The 19554-nt window shown below is 57.2% G+C and carries 20 protein-coding genes; 16 read left to right on the top strand and 4 right to left on the bottom strand.

Features of this window, described 5'->3' with window-relative positions; genetic code table 11:
- Nucleotides 1-127 precede the first annotated feature (127 nt).
- Nucleotides 128-2149 (top strand): NADPH-dependent 2,4-dienoyl-CoA reductase, encoded by a 2022-nt coding sequence (locus M2422_RS17450; protein WP_064673351.1) that lies wholly within the window; start codon nucleotides 128-130, stop codon nucleotides 2147-2149.
- 120 nt (nucleotides 2150-2269) lie between these two features.
- On the opposite strand, the gene rlmG is transcribed toward M2422_RS17450, so the two are convergent.
- Complete coding sequence (gene rlmG, locus M2422_RS17445; RefSeq protein WP_010435862.1) at nucleotides 2270-3406, bottom strand: 23S rRNA (guanine(1835)-N(2))-methyltransferase RlmG; 1137 nt, start codon at nucleotides 3404-3406, stop codon at nucleotides 2270-2272.
- 83 nt (nucleotides 3407-3489) lie between these two features.
- Between rlmG and M2422_RS17440 the strand changes: the two genes are divergently transcribed.
- The 4 genes from M2422_RS17440 to sstT all read left to right on the top strand — a co-directional run bounded on the left by M2422_RS17440 (nucleotide 3490) and on the right by sstT (nucleotide 7740).
- Complete coding sequence (locus M2422_RS17440; protein WP_023333531.1) at nucleotides 3490-3993, top strand: YgjP-like metallopeptidase domain-containing protein; 504 nt, start codon at nucleotides 3490-3492, stop codon at nucleotides 3991-3993.
- Nucleotides 3994-4063: 70 nt separating this feature from the next.
- Nucleotides 4064-5062: a Gfo/Idh/MocA family protein gene (locus tag M2422_RS17435; RefSeq protein WP_048974668.1), complete on the top strand. Its 999-nt coding sequence runs from the start codon at nucleotides 4064-4066 to the stop codon at nucleotides 5060-5062.
- 248 nt (nucleotides 5063-5310) lie between these two features.
- Nucleotides 5311-6279: a TerC family protein gene (locus M2422_RS17430; protein ID WP_029739669.1), complete on the top strand. Its 969-nt coding sequence runs from the start codon at nucleotides 5311-5313 to the stop codon at nucleotides 6277-6279.
- A gap of 219 nt (nucleotides 6280-6498) precedes the next feature.
- Nucleotides 6499-7740, top strand: a complete 1242-nt coding sequence (gene sstT / locus M2422_RS17425; RefSeq protein ID WP_064673352.1) for a serine/threonine transporter SstT — start codon at nucleotides 6499-6501, stop codon at nucleotides 7738-7740.
- A 138-nt stretch (nucleotides 7741-7878) separates the two neighbouring features.
- On the opposite strand, the gene M2422_RS17420 is transcribed toward sstT, so the two are convergent.
- Together M2422_RS17420 and uxaC are read right to left on the bottom strand one after the other, a co-directional pair.
- Complete coding sequence (locus tag M2422_RS17420) at nucleotides 7879-9366, bottom strand: UxaA family hydrolase (RefSeq protein WP_064673353.1); 1488 nt, start codon at nucleotides 9364-9366, stop codon at nucleotides 7879-7881.
- Nucleotides 9367-9383: 17 nt separating this feature from the next.
- Complete coding sequence (gene uxaC / locus M2422_RS17415; protein ID WP_047060289.1) at nucleotides 9384-10796, bottom strand: glucuronate isomerase; 1413 nt, start codon at nucleotides 10794-10796, stop codon at nucleotides 9384-9386.
- A 475-nt stretch (nucleotides 10797-11271) separates the two neighbouring features.
- Here uxaC and M2422_RS17410 point away from each other — a divergent pair, with 475 nt between their 5' ends.
- From M2422_RS17410 to M2422_RS17360, 11 genes are all read left to right on the top strand, one after another.
- Nucleotides 11272-12570, top strand: coding sequence for an MFS transporter (locus M2422_RS17410; RefSeq protein ID WP_023333537.1), 1299 nt, complete (start codon nucleotides 11272-11274; stop codon nucleotides 12568-12570).
- Nucleotides 12571-12685: 115 nt separating this feature from the next.
- The gene (gene exuR, locus M2422_RS17405) at nucleotides 12686-13462 is read left to right on the top strand and encodes a transcriptional regulator ExuR (RefSeq protein WP_023309288.1); all 777 of its coding nucleotides are present in this window, start codon (nucleotides 12686-12688) and stop codon (nucleotides 13460-13462) included.
- 344 nt (nucleotides 13463-13806) lie between these two features.
- Nucleotides 13807-14469 carry a DedA family general envelope maintenance protein YqjA gene (gene yqjA, locus M2422_RS17400; protein ID WP_024906405.1) on the top strand — a complete coding sequence of 221 codons (663 nt, stop codon included), beginning with the start codon at nucleotides 13807-13809 and terminating at the stop codon, nucleotides 14467-14469.
- 2 nt (nucleotides 14470-14471) lie between these two features.
- Nucleotides 14472-14855, top strand: a complete 384-nt coding sequence (mzrA, locus tag M2422_RS17395) for an EnvZ/OmpR regulon moderator MzrA (RefSeq protein ID WP_039260467.1) — start codon at nucleotides 14472-14474, stop codon at nucleotides 14853-14855.
- Between the two features lie 142 nt (nucleotides 14856-14997).
- The gene (locus M2422_RS17390; protein ID WP_023309291.1) at nucleotides 14998-15366 is read left to right on the top strand and encodes a DUF1090 domain-containing protein; all 369 of its coding nucleotides are present in this window, start codon (nucleotides 14998-15000) and stop codon (nucleotides 15364-15366) included.
- 31 nt (nucleotides 15367-15397) lie between these two features.
- Entirely contained in the window at nucleotides 15398-15703 is a 306-nt protein-coding gene (locus tag M2422_RS17385; protein WP_008503141.1) for a YqjD family protein, read from the top strand.
- Nucleotide 15704: 1 nt separating this feature from the next.
- On the top strand, nucleotides 15705-16097 hold the full coding sequence (locus M2422_RS17380) for a phage holin family protein (protein WP_023333540.1): 393 nt from the start codon (nucleotides 15705-15707) through the stop codon (nucleotides 16095-16097).
- 2 nt (nucleotides 16098-16099) lie between these two features.
- Entirely contained in the window at nucleotides 16100-16396 is a 297-nt protein-coding gene (locus M2422_RS17375; RefSeq protein WP_039260464.1) for a YqjK-like family protein, read from the top strand.
- Nucleotides 16397-16649: 253 nt separating this feature from the next.
- Entirely contained in the window at nucleotides 16650-17042 is a 393-nt protein-coding gene (locus M2422_RS17370) for a DoxX family protein (protein ID WP_023309292.1), read from the top strand.
- 71 nt (nucleotides 17043-17113) lie between these two features.
- Nucleotides 17114-18100 (top strand): glutathione S-transferase family protein, encoded by a 987-nt coding sequence (locus M2422_RS17365; protein WP_064673354.1) that lies wholly within the window; start codon nucleotides 17114-17116, stop codon nucleotides 18098-18100.
- Nucleotides 18101-18206: 106 nt separating this feature from the next.
- Nucleotides 18207-18572 carry a DUF805 domain-containing protein gene (locus M2422_RS17360; protein WP_029739660.1) on the top strand — a complete coding sequence of 122 codons (366 nt, stop codon included), beginning with the start codon at nucleotides 18207-18209 and terminating at the stop codon, nucleotides 18570-18572.
- 41 nt (nucleotides 18573-18613) lie between these two features.
- Here the strand turns inward: M2422_RS17360 and M2422_RS17355 are convergent, their stop codons facing one another.
- Nucleotides 18614-19516, bottom strand: coding sequence for a LysR family transcriptional regulator (locus tag M2422_RS17355; protein WP_029739659.1), 903 nt, complete (start codon nucleotides 19514-19516; stop codon nucleotides 18614-18616).
- Nucleotides 19517-19554: the final 38 nt, after the last annotated feature.

Genomic DNA, 19554 nt, shown 5'->3' with positions numbered 1-19554 from the left:
AGGGTGAGGGGCGAAGTTCTTTGAGATCTATCACAATCATTCGATCCCGCTTTTACCTTTCCGCTCCCGCTGGCTAAATTAGTAACTCATCCGACCACATAACAATAATTTTACACTGGAAGAGACTATGAGCCGCTACCCGTCGTTATTCGCCCCCCTCGATCTGGGGTTCACCACACTCAAAAACCGCGTGTTGATGGGCTCGATGCACACCGGGCTGGAGGAGCATCCGGACGGGGCCGAGCGTCTGGCAGCCTTCTATGCCGAGCGCGCCCGCCACGGGGTGGCGCTGATTGTCACCGGCGGCGTGGCCCCGGCGCCTTCCGGCGTGGGCATGGAGGGCGGCGCGGTTCTGAACGATGCGTCACAGCTGCCGCACCACCGCATTGTGACCGACGCGGTACACCGCGAGGGCGGTAAAATCGCCCTGCAAATCCTGCACACCGGGCGCTACAGCTATCAGCCGAACCTGGTCGCGCCGTCGGCCATTCAGGCGCCAATCAACCGCTTTAAACCTCATGCCCTCAGCCACGATGAGATCCTGGCGCTGATCGACGACTTTGCCCGCTGCGCGGCGCTGGCGCGCGAGGCGGGCTATGACGGCGTGGAGGTGATGGGCTCTGAAGGCTATCTGATTAACGAGTTCCTCGCGGCCCGCACCAACCAGCGCGACGACGAATGGGGCGGCGACTATGCCCGCCGGATGCGCTTTGCCGTGGAGGTGGTGCGCGCGGTGCGCGAACGTGCGGGCGCAGACTTTATTATCGTCTTCCGCCTGTCGATGCTCGACCTGGTGGAAGGCGGCGGCACGTTCGACGAAACCGTGCAGCTGGCGCAGGCGATTGAAGCCGCCGGTGCCACGATTATCAACACCGGGATTGGCTGGCACGAGGCGCGCATCCCGACCATCGCCACGCCGGTGCCGCGCGCGGCGTTCAGCTGGGTAACACGGAAGCTGAAAGGCAAAGTCTCTGTTCCACTGGTCACCACCAACCGCATTAACGATCCGCAGGTAGCGGACGATGTGATTTCACGCGGCGACGCCGACATGGTGTCGATGGCGCGCCCGTTCCTGGCCGATGCCGAACTGCTCTCCAAAGCGCAAAGCGGCCGTGCGGACGAGATCAACACCTGCATCGGCTGTAACCAGGCCTGTCTGGATCAGATCTTCGTCGGCAAGGTCACCTCTTGCCTGGTTAACCCGCGCGCCTGCCATGAAACCAAAATGCCGGTCGTTCCGGCGGTCAGTAAAAAGCGCTTGGCCGTGGTGGGCGCTGGCCCGGCGGGCCTGGCGTTTGCGGTGAATGCCGCCTCGCGCGGGCACAGCGTGACGCTGTTTGATGCGCTGGCGGAGATTGGTGGGCAGTTTAATATCGCCAAACAGATCCCCGGCAAAGAGGAGTTCTATGAAACCCTGCGCTACTACCGCCGGATGATCGACCTGACGGGCGTCGAGCTGCGGCTTAATCAGTTTGTCAGCGCGGCGGATCTGATCGGTTTCGACGAGGTGATCCTGGCGAGCGGGATCGTACCGCGCACGCCTGCGATCGAGGGTATCGATCATCCGAAGGTGTTGAGCTATCTGGATGTATTGCGTGACAAAACGCCGGTCGGCGAGAAGGTGGCGATTATCGGCTGCGGCGGGATCGGCTTTGATACCGCCATGTACTTAAGCCAGCCGGGCGAGGCTACCAGCCAGAACATCGCCGAGTTTTGCGTGGAATGGGGTATCGACACCAGCCTGAACCAGTCCGGCGGGCTACGCCCTGAAGGGCCGCAGCTGCCGAAAAGCCCGCGCCAGATCGTGATGCTGCAGCGCAAGGCCAGCAAGCCGGGCGAAGGGCTGGGCAAAACCACGGGCTGGATCCACCGCGCCACCCTGCTCTCGCGCGGGGTGAAGATGATCCCGGCGGTGAGCTACCAGAAGATCGACGACGAGGGTCTGCACGTCACGATCGGCGGCGAGCCGCAGTTGTTACGTGTGGATCATGTGATTTTATGCGCCGGGCAGGAGCCAAAGCGCGATCTGGCCGATCCGCTGCGCGAAGCCGGTAAAACGGTGCATTTGATCGGCGGGTGCGATGTGGCGATGGAGCTGGACGCGCGGCGGGCAATTGCGCAGGGGACGAAGTTGGCTCTGGCGATCTAGGGTATTGCCGGGCGGCCAGGGTAAAAGCAAAACGGCAACCCAGTTGCCGTTTTTAGCGTTTGCTCCCTCTCCCTGTGGGAGAGGGCCGGGGTGAGGGCATCAGGCCGCACATCCCCAATCTTAACGACGACGTCCCAGCTTCACCGCCTTCAGCACCACGAATTTATTGTTCGTCGCAACGGTGACGCAGTTGCCGAAAATCTTCTTCAGCTTGTGGAAGTAATCCAGGTGGCGGTTCGCCACGATGTACAGCTCGCCGTTGATTTTCAGGCAACGGCGCGCGTGGTGGAACATCTCCCACGCGACGTTATCCGTCAGGGCGTGCTTCTGGTGGAACGGCGGGTTGCAGAACACGGCGTTGAAGCGGAACGGCTCTACGCCGGACAGCGCGTTGTTGATCATAAACTCGCAGCGGTCCAGCGCTTCCGGCATGTTGGTTTCCACGTTCAGACGGCTGGAGGCCACCGCCATCGGCGACTCGTCGCTGAACACCACGCTGGCGTCCGGGTTCTTCGCCAGCAGCGTCAGGCCAATCACGCCGTTACCACAGCCCAGATCGACAATCTCACCTTCCAGATTTTCCGGCAGATGTTCCATAAAGAAACGCGCCCCGATATCCAGCCCGGTGCGGGAGAAGACGTTCGCATGGTTGTGGATGGTCCAGTCGGTGCCTTCCAGCTTCCAGCTCAGCGTCTCCGGCGCGTCGGCCAGCTCCGGCGCGCTGAAGGTGCAGTTGATCAGGCGCGCTTTTTTCCAGGCCAGCGTCGTGGTGGTCGGGCCGAGGACTTTCTCGAACAGCTCGAGCGTCGAGGTGTGAATATCGCGCGCTTTAGCGCCCGCGATAATGCGCGTTTCCGGCGTCACGACCTTACGCAGCGCACGCAGCTGTTGCTCCAGCAGCGCCATGGTTTTTGGCACTTTGATCAGCACCACGCCCGGCGCCTGCGGGTAGTCCGCGGTGCTGTCGAGGAATTTCACGCTGGATTCTTCGATGTCGTTATGGCGCAGGTTTTCACGCGTCGCCAGCTCGCTCAGGTAGGAATCGCCGATGCTGTATGGCGTGTGCTCCGCCAGGGCGCAGCCCAGCGCGCCAAAGGCGTCATTCAGGATCAAAACCGGGCCGCGGATTTCAGTCTCATCCAACTGCTGCAGCAGATATTCATCCGCCGCTTCCCACGCCATGAGCGGGTTAACGTCGTCCGTTTCCGGGAAACGTTTAAGGTTGAGTGAACGGAAACCGTTGTCTAAGTGGCTCATCGGCCCTCCTGAATGGTAAAATTTGGCGTATCCCTGAAAAGGGTGCGTGAGTATACCCGTTTTATTGTCGATTTGGGGCGTTGATGAACCAACTTACTTATCTCCAGGGCTATCCGGAGCATTTACTGACTCAGGTTCGCAGCCTGATTGCCGAGCAGAAGCTCGGCGCGGTGCTGGAAAAACGCTATCCCGGCACGCACGATTTCGCGACCGATAAGGCCCTCTGGCAGTATACGCAGGATCTGAAAAGCCGCTATCTGAAGAGCGCGCCGCCGATCAACAAGGTGATGTACGACAACAAGATCCACGTGCTGAAAAACGCGCTCGGCCTGCACACCGCCATCTCCCGCGTACAGGGCGGCAAGCTGAAAGCGAAGGCCGAAATCCGCGTCGCGACGGTTTTCCGTAACGCGCCGGAAGCCTTTCTGCGGATGATCGTGGTCCACGAGCTGGCGCACCTGAAGGAGAAAGAGCACGACAAAGCGTTCTATTCCCTGTGCTGCCACATGGAGCCGCAGTACCACCAGCTGGAGTTTGATACCCGACTATGGCTTACGCATTTATCGTTAAATGGTAATGCGGAATAGCGCACGCGAATTGTCATGATGACGTGCTACAGTGGCTAAAGGTTCCCCGCTACGGAGTACGTAAACGTTTATGATACGTTTCGCAGTCATTGGTACGAACTGGATCACGCGCCAGTTCGTCGACGCCGCCCACGAAACCGGCAAACTTAAGCTTACCGCAGTCTATTCCCGCAGCCTTGAGCAGGCGCAGAGTTTTGCCAACGATTACCTCGTTGAGCATCTCTTCACTTCGCTTGATGACATGGCGCAAAGCGACGCCATTGACGCGGTGTATATCGCCAGCCCGAACTCCCTGCACTTCCCGCAAACGAAGCTGTTCCTCAGCCATAAAAAGCATGTGATTTGCGAGAAGCCGCTGGCGTCAAATATTGAGGAAGTGGAAGCGGCCATTGCGCTTGCCCGCGAAAACCAGGTGGTGCTGTTCGAAGCGTTCAAAACCGCCAGCCTGCCGAATTTCCTGCTGCTGCAGCAGTCCCTGCCGAAAATTGGCAAAGTGCGTAAAGCCTTTATCAACTACTGCCAGTACTCGTCGCGCTATCAGCGCTATCTGGACGGCGAGAACCCGAACACCTTTAACCCGGCGTTTTCGAACGGCTCGATTATGGATATCGGTTTCTACTGCCTGGCCTCTGCCGTGGCCCTGTGGGGCGAACCGCACGGCGTCAGTGCGCAAGCCAGCCTGCTGGAGAGCGGCGTGGATGCGCACGGTGTAGCGGTGCTGGATTACGGTGATTTCAGCGTCACGCTGCAGCACTCCAAGGTGAGCGATTCCGTGCTGCCGAGCGAAATTCAGGGCGAAGCGGGCTCGCTGGTTATCGAGAAGATCTCCGAGTGCCAGAAAGTGAGCTTTGTGCCGCGCGGCGGCAAAGCGCAGGAGCTGACGCAGCCTCAGCATATTAACACTATGCTCTATGAGGCAGAGGTCTTCGCCCGTCTGGTGGAAGACAACGAAGTGAATCACCCCGGCCTCGCGGTGAGCCGCACCACGGCGAAGCTGCAAACGGAGATCCGTCGCCAGACCGGCGTGGTATTCCCGGCAGACGGCGTGAGCGCGGAAGCGATCGCGTAAAGCTGTGTAATGAAACGGCGCAAACCATTGACGAAACCGATGGTCTGACATATTTTGTTACCTGCAAAGGGGAGTAACTTCTTCGCCGGTGGATCGTCATTACGATGCGTTAAACACGCATCCGGTCGCCGGGCAACCTTCGTGGTTGTAAGTGAGACCTTGCCGGAAGGCGAGGTCTATGCATAAAAAGCTAACGGCTATCGTCTTCTGACCATAGCCGTTAGCTTTTTATGTGTAAGGAAAATAGTATGCATTCTGTCGGCACTCCAATGTTGTGGGGCGGATTCGCGGTTGTCGTGCTCATCATGCTGGCGATCGACCTCTTTTTGCAGGGCCGTCGCGGCGCGCACGGCATGAGCATCAAACAGGCTGCGGCCTGGTCTCTGGTGTGGGTCACCCTCTCCCTGCTGTTTTGTGCCGCCTTCTGGTGGTACCTGGCCTCGACCGAAGGCCGCGCGGTGGCCGACCCTCAGGCGCTCGCCTTCCTCACCGGTTATCTGATTGAAAAAGCCCTGGCGGTTGATAACGTCTTCGTCTGGCTGATGCTGTTCAGCTACTTTGCCGTGCCTGCTGCCCTGCAGCGACGCGTGCTGGTGTATGGCGTGCTGGGCGCGATTATCCTGCGTACCATCATGATCTTCGCTGGCAGCTGGCTGATTACCCAGTTCGAATGGCTGCTGTACGTCTTTGGCGCGTTCCTGCTGTTCACCGGGGTCAAAATGGCGCTGGCGAAAGAAGACGGCTCCGCGATTGGCGATCGCCCGCTGGTGAAGTGGATCCGTGGGCATCTTCGCATGACCGACAAGATCGAGAGCGAGCACTTCTTCGTGCGCAAGAACGGCCTGCTGTTCGCCACCCCGCTGCTGCTGGTACTGATTCTGGTTGAGCTAAGCGACGTGATTTTCGCGGTGGACAGCATTCCGGCGATCTTCGCGGTGACCACCGACCCGTTCATCGTCCTGACGTCTAACCTGTTCGCCATTCTCGGCCTGCGTGCGATGTACTTCCTGCTGGCGGGCGCGGCGGAGCGCTTCTCGATGCTGAAGTACGGTCTGTCGGTGATCCTGGTGTTTATCGGCATCAAGATGCTGATCGTCGATTTCTACCATATCCCGATCGCCATTTCGCTCGGCGTGGTGTTTGGCATTCTGATCGTGACGCTGATTATCAATACCTGGGTTAACCGCCAGCACGATAAGAAGCAGCAGGTGGAGTAATCCCCCTCACCCCGGCCCTCTCCCACAGGGAGAGGGTGAACACACTTTTGTAACGCAGCAGTTAAAAAATATGATGCAACACGTAAAATCCAGCATTTTACGCTTCCTTCCTTTCGCGCATTCCCTATACTCGACCAGGCAAACATTTACTTACATCCGGACATAAATGTGACTAAGAGCACATCCGGGATGGAACGCAATTTCACTCAGGAAATACGTATGAGCACACAATCAAGCGGACTGTTCGCGCGCCTGGCGCAGGGCAGCCTCGTTAAACAAATTCTGGTCGGGCTGGTGCTGGGTATTCTGCTGGCGATGGTGTCAAAACCTGCGGCGGAGGCCACGGGGCTGCTCGGGACCCTTTTCGTTGGCGCACTGAAGGCCGTGGCACCGGTACTGGTTCTGATGCTGGTAATGGCGTCAATTGCCAACCACCAGCACGGACAAAAAACCAACATTCGCCCCATTCTGTTCCTGTATCTGCTGGGAACCTTCTCGGCTGCCTTAACGGCCGTGGTGTTTAGCTTCCTGTTCCCCTCCACGCTGCACCTGACCAGCGCGGCCGGTGACATCACGCCGCCATCCGGCATTGTCGAAGTGCTTCGCGGACTGCTGATGAGCATGGTTTCTAACCCCATCACCGCGCTGATGAGCGGAAACTACATTGGCATCCTGGTCTGGGCGATTGGTCTGGGCTTCGCGCTGCGTCACGGTAACGACACCACGAAAAACCTGGTCAACGATCTGTCCAACGCCGTGACCTTTATGGTGAAGCTGGTGATTCGCTTTGCGCCAATCGGTATTTTCGGGCTGGTCTCCTCTACGCTTGCAACCACCGGTTTCGACGCGCTGTGGGGCTACGCGCAGCTGCTGGTTGTACTGGTCGGCTGTATGCTGCTGGTGGCGCTGGTGATCAACCCGCTGCTGGTGTTCTGGCAGATCCGCCGCAACCCGTATCCGCTGGTGCTGACCTGCCTGCGCGAAAGCGGCGTGTATGCCTTCTTCACCCGCAGCTCTGCGGCGAACATTCCGGTTAACATGGCGCTGGCGGAGAAGCTGAACCTGGACCGCGATACCTATTCCGTGTCGATCCCGTTGGGCGCAACCGTGAACATGGCGGGCGCGGCAATCACCATCACCGTGCTGACCCTGGCGGCGGTGCATACGCTGGGCATTCCGGTGGATCTGCCAACCGCATTGCTGCTGAGCGTGGTGGCGTCACTGTGCGCCTGTGGCGCATCCGGCGTAGCGGGCGGTTCGCTGCTGCTGATCCCGCTGGCGTGTAATATGTTCGGCATCCCGAACGAGATTGCGATGCAGGTTGTGGCCGTCGGCTTTATCATCGGCGTGCTGCAGGACTCCTGCGAAACAGCGCTGAACTCCTCTACCGACGTGCTGTTTACCGCAGCGGCCTGTCAGGCGGAAGACGCGCGTTTAGCGAAGAACCCCCTGCGCAGTTAACAACAAAAGCCCGGTGGCGGCTACGCCTTACCGGGCCTACAGGGTAAATGCAAAACGGCAACCAACGGTTGCCGTTTTTAGTGTTTGTACCCTCTCCCCATGGGAGAGGGTCAGGGTGAGGGCATCTGGCCGCACCGATTAAAGCGTCACACCACTCTTAAAGATCGCCAGCTCGCGAAAGTCGTTCTTCTCGTTACAGGTCTGCCTGCCGTTAGCAAATTCCACGATAGCGTCCACGAACTCCGTCAGCAGCTGCGGCATCGCTTTGCCGTGAATCAGCTGGCCCGCATCAAAGTCGATCCAGTGCTTTTTCTTTGCCGCCAGCTCGCTGTTGGTGGCGATTTTCACCGTCGGCACAAAACCGCCGTACGGCGTGCCGCGACCGGTACTGAACAGCACCATATGACAGCCAGCACCCGCCAGCGCGCTGGTGGCGACCGCATCGTTGCCCGGTGCGCTCAGCAGGTTCAGACCGTGGGTTTTCAGTCGCTCGCCGTAGCGCAGCACGTCAACCACCTGGCTCGCGCCCGCTTTCTGGGTGCAGCCGAGGGATTTCTCTTCCAGCGTGGTGATCCCGCCCGCTTTGTTGCCCGGCGACGGGTTCTCGTAAATCGGCTGATTGTGGGCGATGAAGTACTGTTTGAAGTCGTTCACCATGGTGACGGTCTTCTCAAAGGTCTCTTCGTCACGGCAGTGGCTCATCAGAATACGCTCCGCGCCGAACATTTCCGGCACTTCGGTCAACACCGTCGTGCCGCCGTTGGCAATCACGTAATCCGAGAAGCGGCCCAGCATCGGGTTAGCGGTAATGCCGGAAAGGCCATCTGACCCGCCGCACTCCAGCCCAAACTTGAGCTCGCTCAGCTTGCCCGGCTCGCGCCTGTCGTGGCGCATCACCTCATAAAGCTGGTGAAGCTGTTCAACGCCCGCTTCCACTTCGTCGTCCTGATGCTGGCACACCATAAAATGCACGCGCTCGGGATCGAACTCGCCCAGCGTGTCGCGGAAGGCGTCCACCTGATTGTTCTCGCAGCCCAGGCCGATCACCAGCACCGCGCCCGCGTTCGGGTGACGCACCATGTTTTGCAGCATGGTGCGGGTGTTAATGTGGTCGTCACCGAGCTGGGAACAGCCGTAGGTGTGGCTGAACAGATGCACGCCGTCAGTCCCTTCGGCGTTGTTGGTCTCTTTCAGGAAGCGCGTCTGGATCTGACGCGCAATTCCGTTGACGCAGCCGACGGTCGGGAGGATCCACAGCTCGTTGCGGATCCCCACGTCGCCGTTGGCGCGACGGTAGATCTGCACCTCACGATCGGCCGCCTGACGCTCTTCCGCGGGTAAATCAGGTTGATAGCTGTACTCGTCCAGATCGCTCAGATTGGTGCGGGTATTGTGTGAGTGAATGTATTCACCCGGCGCAATATCCGCCAGCGCATGGCCGATGGGCAAACCGTACTTCACCACGTTCTCCCCTTTCGCAATGGGGATCAGGGCAAACTTGTGCCCACGGACGATCGCCTGACGCAGGGTGACGCTCTGGTTATCAACGGTCACCACGTCGCCTTCAGCGAGATCCGTCAGCGCGACGGCCACGTTATCCAGCGAATGGATTTTGATGTATTGCATATCAACCTCAAACGGCCTTAGTTCAGTTCAATGGCGAAGTAGTCACGCGCATTGTTAAAGCAGATGTTTCTCACCATTTCGCCCAGCAGCTGGATATCCGCTGGCGCTTCGCCCGCGTGCACCCAGCGGCCAATCATCTGGCACAGAATGCGTCGGAAATATTCATGACGGGTATAGGACAGGAAGCTGCGGCTGTCGGTCAGCATGCCGACAAAGCGGCTCAGCAGGCCCAGCTGCGCGAGCTGCGTCATCTGACGCTCCATGCCATCTTTCTGATCGTTAAACCACCAGCCGGAACCGAACTGCATCTTGCCCGGCATCCCTTCGCCCTGGAAGTTGCCGACCATGGTACCCAGCACTTCGTTATCGCGCGGGTTCAGGCAGTACAGGATGGTTTTAGGCAGCAGGTTTTGTTCGTTCTGTTTGCTCAGCAGTTTTGACAGCTCTTCCGCCAGCGGACGATCGTTGATGGAGTCGAAGCCCACGTCAGCACCGAGCAGTTTGAACTGGCGCTGGTTGTTATTGCGCAGCGCGCCGATATGGTACTGCTGTACCCAGCCGCGACGCGCGTATTCCGCACCGAGGAACACCAGCACCGCCGTTTTAAACTGCGCCACTTCGTGCTCGCTTAAGCCTTCGCCAGAGAGACGACGCGCCAGAATGCTGTCCAGCTCGGCTTCGTTTGATTCCGCAAACAGCACCACGTCCAGCGCGTGGTCAGACACTTTACAGCCGTGCGCCGCGAAGTGATCCAGACGTTTGGTCAGCGCGGTTTGCAGGTCAGCGAAACGACGGATGTCGGTATCCGACACTTCCGCCAGCTTCGCCATGTAGTCGGTGAAGGTGGCCTGCTCAATGTTGAAGGCTTTGTCCGGGCGCCAGCTTGGCAGCACTTTGATATCAAAAGAGGTGTCTTTCGCGACAACGGCATGATGCTCCAGGGAGTCGATCGGATCGTCGGTGGTGCCCACCATCTTCACGTTCATCTGCTTCATGATGCCGCGCGCGGAGAAGTTATCCTGCGCCAGCAGCGCGTTGCAGCGATCCCAGATTTCATCCGCGGTCGTTGGGGAAAGCAGCTTGCCGGTGATGCCAAACGGACGGCGGAGTTCAAGATGGGTCCAGTGGTAGAGCGGGTTGCCGATGGTGTGTGGAACGGTTGCCGCCCAGGCGTCAAACTTCTCGCGGTCGGTCGCATCGCCGGTACACAGGCGCTCAGCCACGCCGTTGGTGCGCATGGCACGCCATTTATAGTGGTCACCCTTCAGCCAGATGTCATACAGGTTTTTGAAGCGATAATTTTCGGCAACCTGCTGCGGCGGTAAATGGCAGTGGTAGTCGAAAATCGGCTGGTCTTTTGCGTAGTCGTGGTACAGGCGGCGAGCAAATTCGGTATCTAACAGAAAATCTTCGGTCATAAACGGCGTCATTATCGTCTTCCTCATTACGGGAGCGCAGAAAGCGTATGTTCATATGCTGCAAAGTTATCACACCAATTTCCACCAACCGAAGCTTTTTTCGTGAGTGAGATCAATAAACGCCAACAAATAAATTACCCTCAATGAAGCAAACCCTTCTGCAGACCGCGCCAATACTGGCTTTGCGCGCGACGATTAATGTCCCCACAAAGAATCATACATTTGTGATGTCACTCACCTTTTAAAGTTGTATGACAAGTTATCTTTTCGCCGTCGCAAACACTCAGCCGACGGAATGCATTACCGGTGTGAGAGACATCGGGTTTAACGGTACGGATACCGACTTATGCACGCTTACTTATGGCAAGGTTCGGGCCGTTCCGGGACATGCTCCTGGTTACGCCCCTCCCGTTACACAACTGCTCCCGGAAACGGTTGAGAGGTTGCCGTGCTCTGGCGCGGAAATAACATAACGATGAGGTTTTAGATGCGTAAAATTAAAGGGTTACGTTGGTATATGATCGCACTGGTGACGTTAGGCACCGTGCTGGGCTACCTGACGCGTAACACCGTGGCAGCAGCAGCGCCAACGTTGATGGAAGAGCTGCATATCTCCACGCAGCAATACTCCTACATCATTGCCGCCTATTCCGCGGCGTATACCATCATGCAGCCTGTTGCGGGCTATGTGCTGGACATTCTCGGTACCAAAATCGGTTATGCCTTCTTCGCCATCGCCTGGGCGGTGTTCTGCGGTGCAACCGCGCTGGCAGGCAGCTGGGGTGGACTGGCGCTGGCGCGCGGTGCGGTCGGTGCGGCTGAAGCCGCGATGATCCCGGCGGGCCTGAAGGCCAGCTCCGAGTGGTTCCCGGCGAAAGAGCGTTCCATTGCGGTCGGCTACTTCAACGTGGGCTCGTCCATTGGGGCGATGATAGCGCCGCCGCTGGTGGTGTGGGCCATCGTGATGCACAGCTGGCAGATGGCGTTCATCATCTCAGGCGTGCTGAGCTTCGCCTGGGCGATGGCGTGGCTGATTTTCTACAAACACCCGCGCGATCAGAAAAAACTCTCCGAAGAAGAACGTGAATACATCATTGGCGGTCAGGAAGCGCAGCATCAGACCAACAACGGCAAAAAAATGACCGTCTGGCAGATCCTGGGCACCCGTCAGTTCTGGGGTATCGCCCTGCCGCGTTTCCTGGCTGAACCGGCCTGGGGTACCTTTAACGCGTGGATCCCCCTGTTCATGTTTAAAGTTTACGGCTTTAACCTGAAAGAGATCGCGATGTTCGCCTGGATGCCCATGCTGTTCGCTGACCTGGGCTGTATCGTGGGCGGCTACCTGCCACCGCTGTTCCAGCGCTGGTTTGGCGTGAACCTGATCGTTTCCCGTAAGATGGTGGTGACCATGGGCGCACTGCTGATGATAGGCCCAGGCATGATCGGCCTGTTCACCAGCCCGTACGTCGCCATTGCCCTGCTGTGCATCGGTGGCTTTGCGCACCAGTCCCTGTCCGGCGCGCTGATTACGCTCTCGTCTGACGTCTTTGGTCGTAACGAAGTGGCAACCGCCAACGGTCTGACCGGCATGGCCGCCTGGACCGCGAGCACCATGTTTGCACTGGTGGTCGGCGCGCTGGCGGATACCATCGGCTTCAGCCCGCTGTTCGCGGTGCTGGCGATCTTCGACCTGATGGGTGCGGTGGTTATCTGGACGGTGCTGAAAAGCAAATCGGCAGAGGAGCTGGCGAAAGAGTCACTCGGGAAACCGGCGACGCAGAGTTAGCGAAAATGCGTTTCGCCGAAGCCGCCTCCGGGCGGCTTTTTTAATGGCAAAATCTGGAGAGTGGCACGCAAAAGTGGTATAACAAATCATCTGCCGTACCCTGCCTGGAGCGCATATGGAAATCACCGAACCACGTCGTTTATATCAACAACTTGCTGCGGAGCTGAAAGATCGCATCGAGCAAGGCGTCTATCTTGTCGGTGATAAACTTCCCGCCGAGCGCTTTATCGCGGATGAAAAAAGCGTCAGCCGCACCGTGGTGCGTGAAGCAATTATCATGCTGGAAGTGGAAGGCTACGTTGAGGTACGCAAAGGCTCCGGCATTCACGTGATTTCTAATCTGCCGAAACACTCTCCCGTCGCGGACGAAAGTCTGGAATTCGCCAGCTATGGCCCGTTTGAGCTGCTCCAGGCTCGCCAGCTGATCGAAAGCAATATTGCTGAGTTTGCGGCGACGCAGGTGACCAAGCAGGACATCATGAAGCTGATGGAGATCCAGGAAAATGCCCGTAAGGAGAAATGTTTCCGCGATTCAGAGTGGGATCTGCAGTTCCACGTTCAGGTCGCCCTGGCAACCCAAAATACGGCCCTGGCGGCAATCGTTGAAAAAATGTGGACTCAGCGCGTTCACAACCCGTACTGGAAAAAACTGCACGACCATATCGATTCCCGTACCGTCGACAACTGGTGCGACGATCACGACCAAATCCTTAAGGCGCTGATTCGTAAAGATCCGCATGCCGCTAAGCTGGCGATGTGGCAGCACCTGGAAAACACCAAGCAGATGCTGTTCAACGAAACCAGCGATGACTTCGAATTTAACGCTGACCGCTATCTTTTTGCCGATAATCCGGTTGTTCATCTCGATACGGCTTCCAGTGCCGCAAAATAGATGACCTTTCTGCTGGCAGGCGCTACGTCGCGCCTTCCGGCTTACAGGAGTAAGCAAAACATATATAGTGTCAGCCTTTGTAAATCCCCTCGCTCACTTTCTGGGCTTACGCCAAAATCAACTCACCCCTGCAAATTCTGTGACGCAGAACGTTGGGCTTTGTTACAATTGGATTCAATTCCTTATTTTGTAAGTTAGTGCTTGCTAACCAGCCAATTAACAGGGAACAGTGTTGGCCACACCGCAATGTGTCCGCGAGCGACCATAATGAAATCACAACAATGTCGCCGTGCTGTTTGTCCCGGATAACAGGCGTGACGTTAACCGATTTCCAGGAACACTGAATGGAACTTTTGACCCAACTACTGCATGCCCTCTGGGCGCAGGATTTTGAAACGCTGGCCAACCCTTCCATGATTGGCATGCTCTATTTCGTCTTGTTTATGATCCTGTTCCTTGAGAACGGTTTGCTGCCTGCTGCTTTCCTGCCCGGTGACAGTTTGCTGGTGCTTGTCGGCGTGCTGTGTGCCAAAGGGGCGATGGCGTTTCCACACACCATTTTATTACTGACCGTGGCGGCCAGCCTCGGCTGCTGGGTGAGCTATATCCAGGGACGATGGCTGGGCAATACCCGGATCGTCCAGAACTGGCTCTCTCATCTTCCCGCGCATTATCACCAGCGGGCGCACCACCTTTTCCACAAGCACGGGCTTTCCGCGCTGCTGATTGGCCGCTTTATCGCCTTTGTTCGCACCCTGCTGCCGACCATTGCCGGTCTGTCGGGGTTGAGCAGCACGCGCTTCCAGTTCTTTAACTGGATGAGCGGCCTGCTATGGGTGCTAATTCTGACGACGCTCGGCTATGCGCTGGGTAAAACGCCGGTCTTTATGAAATATGAAGACCAGCTGATGTCCTGCCTGATGCTGCTGCCTGTGGTTCTGCTGGTCTTCGGCCTGATTGGCTCACTGGTTGTCCTGTGGAAAAAGAAATACGGAGCCAGAGGCTAACGATGGCTATCTCACCGCTCGCCCTGCGCCGTTTTGCCGTTGCCGTGATTACGCTGATCGTCCTCAGCGCCATGCTGCTGGCATGGAGCGCGCTTTCGCATCAGGAATCGACGCTGGCTATTCGCCCGGTAAACCAGGGCGCCAGCGTGCCTGACGGTTTTTCTGTCTGGCATCATCTGGACGCGAACGGGATCCGCTTTAAGAGCATTACCCCGCAGGACGATGTTTTACTGATCAAGTTTGATTCCCGTGCGCAAAGTGCCGCCGCGAAAGTGGTTCTCGACCGTACCCTGCCGCACGGGTATATCATTGCCCAGCAGGAAGATGACAGCCAGCCTGCAGCCTGGCTGTCATTGATTCGCGATACGTCGCATCGGTTTGGATAACTTCCAGGATTCCGAATCTTTTCACTCACTTTGGTGAATCCCCCGTTTACTTACTATGCTTAAGTACGCGGAGCATCCCTCAATGTACTCCGCATAACTTTGGATAGCGGCAAACGCCGCAACACAATGGAAGGTTTCGATAATGAAATTCCGCATGACTCTGGCTCTGGCCCTTTTTTCTTTAAGCACAGCATCCTTCGCAAACTCTCTCTGTCAGGAGAAAGAACAGGATATTCAGCGTGAGATCGGTTATGCCGAAAAGCATAACAATCAGCACCGTGTTGATGGTCTTAAAAAAGCGCTGAGCGAAGTGAAAGCGAACTGTTCAGACAGCAAGCTTCGTGCCGATCACAAGAAGAAAATCGCTGAACAGAAGGACGAGATAGCCGAGCGCCGTCGCGACCTGCAGGAAGCGAAAGAGAAAGGAGATGCGGAAAAAATTGCTAAGCGCGAGAAGAAGTTGAAAGAAGCGCAGGATGACCTGAAAGCGCTGGAAGCTCGCGATTATTGAGTTAACGGAAATCTCAACAGGAGAGAGAATCATGTCAAAAGATACGACGTCTGAACATCTGCGCGCTGAACTGAAATCCCTGGCCGATACCCTTGAAGAGGTGCTGAACTCCTCTGCTGACAAGTCAAAAGAAGAGGTCAGCAAGCTGCGCAGCAAGGCGGAGCAGGCGCTGAAAGAGAGCCGCTATCGCCTGGGTGAAACCGGTGATGCGCTGGCGAAACAGACCCGCGAAGCGGCTGCCCGCGCGGACGAATATGTGCGTGATAATCCATGGACGGGTGTAGGGATTGGTGCCGCAGTGGGTGTGGTACTGGGTGTCCTTCTGACGCGTCGTTGATATGGAAGATCCTCGTCACGCACAAGGGCCTGCTAACAACGTCCTCGGCATCGGCCAGCGTATTTTAACGACGCTGGTCGGGATTGCCGAAACGCGCGTCCGGCTGGCAGTGGTCGAGCTGGAGGAGGAGAAAGCGAACCTCTTCCAGATGCTGCTGATGCTCGGGCTGACCATGCTCTTCGCCGCGTTTGGCCTGATGAGCCTGATGGTGTTAATCATCTGGGCCATCGATCCGCAGTATCGTCTTAACGCGATGATTGCCACCACCGTCGTTCTGCTGGTCGCCGCGTTGATAGGCGGTATCTGGACGCTGCGTAAAGCGCGCAAGTCCACTTTCCTGCGCCATACGCGTCAGGAGCTGGCGAACGATCGCGCTCTGCTGGAGGATGACTAGCCGTGAGCGATAAAGCCGAACGTCAAAAGCGAAAAGCGTACCTGTTAAGCCAGATCCAGCAGCAACGGCTGGATCTGTCGGCCAGTCGTCGCGACTGGATCGACGCGACGCGACGGTTTGACCGGGGCTGGAATACCGTCCTGAGCCTGCGTTCCTGGGCGCTGGTCGGCAGCAGCGTAATGGCGATCTGGTCCGTTCGTCATCCGAACATGCTGATCCGCTGGGCTCGTCGTGGATTCGGCGCCTGGAGCGCCTGGCGTCTGGTGAAAGCCACGTTACGGCAGCAGCAGCTGCGGTGATAAAAGCAAAACGGTAACCCTGGTTACCGTTTTTTGTTTTTGCGGCCTCTCTCTGCGGGAGAGGGTTGGGATCAGGGCACCAGCGCGCACGCCCCCTTACTCAATATCTTTGAAGAAGATTGACAGTTTTCCTTGCTAACAATTACCACCCGCCCCGTTTATTATCCTCTCCATCGACAGCAACGCCGCGGTATCTACCCGGAATTGCAGACAAATAATGTTCAGCCGCTCATGTGGTTTCCTGGAGAGTAAAATGAAAAAATTAGAAGATGTTGGTGTACTGGTCGCGCGTATTCTGATGCCAATTCTGTTCATCGTGGCAGGTTGGGGAAAAATCACCGGTTATGCGGGTACCCAGCAGTATATGGAAGCCATGGGCGTTCCGGGGTTCCTGCTGCCGCTGACCATTCTTCTTGAGTTCGGCGGCGGCCTGGCGGTACTGTTCGGCTTCCTGACCCGTACTACCGCGCTGTTTACCGCAGGCTTCACCGTGCTGACGGCGTTCATCTTCCACAGCAACTTTGCGGAAGGCGTGAACTCTCTGATGTTCATGAAAAACCTGACCATCGCGGGTGGCTTCCTGCTGCTGGCCGTCACTGGCCCGGGCGCATACAGCATTGACCGCGTTCTGAATAAGAAGTGGTAAGCACGCTATACTGAATGAACACAAAGCGAGGAGACATCTCCTCGCTTTTGCTATCTGACGGAGGAGAAAAAATGGGACAACTCGTAGACGGCGTATGGCAGGATGTCTGGTATGACACCAAATCCACCGGAGGTCGCTTCAAGCGCTCAGTTTCGGCCTTCCGTAACTGGCTGACCGCCGACGGTGCGCCTGGCCCAAGCGGCGAAGGCGGCTTCGCGGCTGAGAAAGACCGTTATCATCTTTATGTTTCGCTTGCCTGCCCGTGGGCACACCGTACGCTGATTGTGCGCAAGCTTAAAGGTCTCGAATCCTTAATTCCGGTTTCGGTCGTGAACCCGCTGATGCTGGAAAACGGCTGGACGTTTGACAGTGATTTCCCCGCGGCGACCGGCGACGATCTCTACCACCACGATTTCCTTTACCAGCTCTATCTGCGCGCCGATCCGCACTACACCGGGCGCGTTACCGTGCCGGTGCTGTGGGACAAGAAAAACCAGACGATTGTCAGCAATGAGTCTGCGGAAATTATCCGCATGTTCAATACCGCGTTTGACGCGCACGGTGCCCGCGCCGGAGATTATTATCCGGCTGATTTGCGAGAGAAAATTGACGAGCTGAACGGCTGGATTTACGACAACGTCAACAACGGTGTCTACAAGGCCGGTTTCGCCACCAGCCAGGAAGCGTATGACGAAGCGGTTGGAAAGGTGTTTGAATCGCTGGAGCGTCTGGAGCAGATCCTGGGCCAGCATCGCTACCTGACGGGCGATCGCCTGACGGAAGCGGACATCCGCCTGTGGACCACGCTGGTTCGCTTCGATCCGGTCTATGTCACCCACTTTAAGTGCGACAAGCACCGCATCAGCGATTACCTGAACCTGCATGGTTTCCTGCGTGACATCTACCAGATGCCGGGTATTGCCGACACGGTCGATTTCGACCATATCCGCACCCACTATTTCCGCAGCCACAAAACCATCAACCCGACGGGCATTATCTCCATTGGGCCGTGGCAGGATCTGGATGAACCTCACGGGCGCGACGTCCGATTTGGATAAATACGAAGGGCATCACCAGATGCCCTTTTTTAATTCACAATCTCCATCTATCCTTACCTCGATCGCTTAGAAAACAAGTGATTGACTGACTAATGAGGCAAGGAAAATGGACTGGTATTTAAAAGTACTGCGTAACTACATTGGATTTGGTGGCCGTGCCCGCCGCAAAGAGTACTGGATGTTCGTTCTGGTGAACTTCATTCTCATTATGGTGCTGGGTATTGTGGATAAAATTCTTGGCTGGGAGCGGGCTGGCGGTGAAGGCGTGCTGACCACCATTTATGGCCTGTTAGTCCTGCTGCCATCGTGGGCGGTGCTGTTCCGTCGACTGCACGACACCGATCGTTCAGCGTGGTGGTTATTGCTGCTGTTGATCCCGATTATTGGCTGGATCGTGATTTTGATCTTCAACTGCCAGAGCGGGACGCCGGGCGAAAACCGCTTTGGTCCGGATCCTAAGATCGGCGCATAAAAAAAGCCCGGTGGCGCTTCGCTTACCGGGCCTACAAATTTTTATTTATTGTATTGCGTGAAAAGCTTCGGAATTTCGCGTAAACACCATGATTTGGCTTCGCCCATGCTGTCACGGCGCCACGCCATAATGATATCAACCTCGTGGCTATATTCCGGGCTGACTACGCGCAGCCGCCCTTCAGCAATGTCCTTTTCGACAAACGGGTACGGCATGGTCGCCACGCCCAGACCGGCCAATAGCGCCTGCCGTTTGTCTTCCAGCGAGGTCACCGTCAGACGAGGCTGTTTATCCAGCAGCTGCACCGTCAGCACCGGACGCTCGCGCGCGGTATCCGCTACCGCCACGCCGCGATACTTCACGCGCGTCACTTCAGAGAGCGGCTCCGGCTCCTGGTGAATCGGGTGATTAGGTGCGGCAACATAGACGTTCATCACGCTGTAGAGCTTGCGCGAGTTGATTTCCGATGAGGAACGGAAGTGCATGTCCGGCGCAATCACAATATCCGCCCTGCCCGTTTCCAGACGTTCCCACGCGCCTGCCAGCACCTCGGTGATGATTGACAGCTGCGTATTGGCCTTCGCCGCCAGGCGGTCCACCAGCGGGAACAGCGCTTCTGTCGGCACCAGCGCTTCGGTAACTAACGTCAGATGGGTTTCCCAGCCGCGCGCCAGCGCTTCGGCGTCCGTCGTGAGCTTGTCCGCCGCTTCCAGCAGCACGCGGCCGCGCTCCAGCAGCATTCGCCCCACGTTGGTGAATTTTGTTCGATGACCGGAGCGGTCAAACAGCACCACGTCCAGCTCTTCCTCCAGCTTCTGCATGGTGTAGCTTAGCGCAGACGGAACGCGCCCCAGCTCATCTGCCGCCGCCGCAAAACTGCCGCGCCGGTCAATCGCGTCCATGACGCGAAGCGCCTCAAGCGTCAATGCTCTCTCTTTAGCCATCTCGTTCTCATTCAGGAAATTTGAACATACCGGGCAGA

This window comes from Enterobacter sp. SLBN-59, from assembly GCF_024807915.1.
Lineage (GTDB): Bacteria > Pseudomonadota > Gammaproteobacteria > Enterobacterales > Enterobacteriaceae > Enterobacter > Enterobacter asburiae_B.
The sequence above is the reverse complement of the archived record's forward strand: the minus strand, read 5'-3'. Positions and strand labels throughout refer to the sequence as shown.

Coding starts and splice junctions, on each gene's coding strand:
- M2422_RS17450 (WP_064673351.1), top strand. CDS start 128: ATGAGCCGCTACCCGTCGTTATTCGCCCCCCTCGATCTGGGGTTCACC.
- rlmG (WP_010435862.1), bottom strand. CDS start 3,406: ATGAGCCACTTAGACAACGGTTTCCGTTCACTCAACCTTAAACGTTTC.
- M2422_RS17440 (WP_023333531.1), top strand. CDS start 3,490: ATGAACCAACTTACTTATCTCCAGGGCTATCCGGAGCATTTACTGACT.
- M2422_RS17435 (WP_048974668.1), top strand. CDS start 4,064: ATGATACGTTTCGCAGTCATTGGTACGAACTGGATCACGCGCCAGTTC.
- M2422_RS17430 (WP_029739669.1), top strand. CDS start 5,311: ATGCATTCTGTCGGCACTCCAATGTTGTGGGGCGGATTCGCGGTTGTC.
- sstT (WP_064673352.1), top strand. CDS start 6,499: ATGAGCACACAATCAAGCGGACTGTTCGCGCGCCTGGCGCAGGGCAGC.
- M2422_RS17420 (WP_064673353.1), bottom strand. CDS start 9,366: ATGCAATACATCAAAATCCATTCGCTGGATAACGTGGCCGTCGCGCTG.
- uxaC (WP_047060289.1), bottom strand. CDS start 10,796: ATGACGCCGTTTATGACCGAAGATTTTCTGTTAGATACCGAATTTGCT.
- M2422_RS17410 (WP_023333537.1), top strand. CDS start 11,272: ATGCGTAAAATTAAAGGGTTACGTTGGTATATGATCGCACTGGTGACG.
- exuR (WP_023309288.1), top strand. CDS start 12,686: ATGGAAATCACCGAACCACGTCGTTTATATCAACAACTTGCTGCGGAG.
- yqjA (WP_024906405.1), top strand. CDS start 13,807: ATGGAACTTTTGACCCAACTACTGCATGCCCTCTGGGCGCAGGATTTT.
- mzrA (WP_039260467.1), top strand. CDS start 14,472: ATGGCTATCTCACCGCTCGCCCTGCGCCGTTTTGCCGTTGCCGTGATT.
- M2422_RS17390 (WP_023309291.1), top strand. CDS start 14,998: ATGAAATTCCGCATGACTCTGGCTCTGGCCCTTTTTTCTTTAAGCACA.
- M2422_RS17385 (WP_008503141.1), top strand. CDS start 15,398: ATGTCAAAAGATACGACGTCTGAACATCTGCGCGCTGAACTGAAATCC.
- M2422_RS17380 (WP_023333540.1), top strand. CDS start 15,705: ATGGAAGATCCTCGTCACGCACAAGGGCCTGCTAACAACGTCCTCGGC.
- M2422_RS17370 (WP_023309292.1), top strand. CDS start 16,650: ATGAAAAAATTAGAAGATGTTGGTGTACTGGTCGCGCGTATTCTGATG.
- M2422_RS17365 (WP_064673354.1), top strand. CDS start 17,114: ATGGGACAACTCGTAGACGGCGTATGGCAGGATGTCTGGTATGACACC.
- M2422_RS17360 (WP_029739660.1), top strand. CDS start 18,207: ATGGACTGGTATTTAAAAGTACTGCGTAACTACATTGGATTTGGTGGC.
- M2422_RS17355 (WP_029739659.1), bottom strand. CDS start 19,516: ATGGCTAAAGAGAGAGCATTGACGCTTGAGGCGCTTCGCGTCATGGAC.